This window comes from Vibrio sp. 10N.222.46.A1 (assembly GCF_041473595.1).
Taxonomy (GTDB): domain Bacteria; phylum Pseudomonadota; class Gammaproteobacteria; order Enterobacterales; family Vibrionaceae; genus Vibrio; species Vibrio tasmaniensis_A.
Genome location: NZ_JBFRSN010000092.1, coordinates 1 through 697, shown reverse-complemented (window position 1 = coordinate 697; position 697 = coordinate 1). Strand labels below are relative to the sequence as shown.

1 protein-coding gene and 1 pseudogene are annotated in these 697 nt (G+C 44.6%); both read left to right on the top strand.

Going from position 1 to position 697, the window contains the following annotated elements; genetic code table 11:
- The first annotated feature begins 60 nt into the window (after positions 1–60).
- Positions 61–390 (top strand): preprotein translocase subunit YajC, encoded by a 330-nt coding sequence (gene yajC, locus AB4496_RS03295; protein ID WP_009848281.1) that lies wholly within the window; start codon positions 61–63, stop codon positions 388–390.
- Positions 391–410: 20 nt separating this feature from the next.
- Positions 411–697, top strand: a pseudogene (secD, locus tag AB4496_RS03290) (protein translocase subunit SecD); the annotation flags it as partial.

The following is a 697-nucleotide window of genomic DNA, read 5'->3' as shown; positions in this document are numbered from 1 at the left end:
ATAAAGGGATACGACCCAATTAGACAAACAATTACGAAAATATAATAGAGGATGTTTTAAATGTTTATTTCTCAAGCTCACGCAGCAGCAGAAGGTGCACCAGCAGGCGGCGGTTTCGAAATGCTTATCATGCTAGGTATGTTCGCTGTGATCTTCTACTTCATGATCTACCGTCCACAAGCTAAGCGTGTTAAAGAGCACAAGAGCCTTATGTCTTCTATGGGCAAAGGCGATGAAGTTCTTACAAGCGGCGGCCTAATCGGCAAGATCACTAAGATTGCTGAAGACAGCGACTACGTTGCTATCGAACTGAACGCAAACAACGAAGTCGTTATCAAGAAAGACTTCGTTACAGCAGTGCTACCAAAAGGTACTCTGAAATCACTATAAACAGCTAGAGGATCCTCGCTGTGCTAAACCGTTATCCGTTATGGAAGTATTTGATGGTGATGTTTGCCATCGCTATCGCTGCGTTGTACGCACTTCCAAATATATACGGTGAAGATCCGGCAGTTCAAGTTACAGGGGCGCGTGGCGCCTCTGTAGATCTGTCTACGCTGGATGCTGTCACCAATGCTCTTGAAGCAGAAAACCTTTCTACTAAATCCGTTGCTCTCGAAAACGGTTCCATTCTTGTTCGATTTAACGATACAGATACGCAAATCAGTGCCCGTGATATCATCACAGAAGCACTAGG

Coding starts and splice junctions, on each gene's coding strand:
- yajC (WP_009848281.1), top strand. CDS start 61: ATGTTTATTTCTCAAGCTCACGCAGCAGCAGAAGGTGCACCAGCAGGC.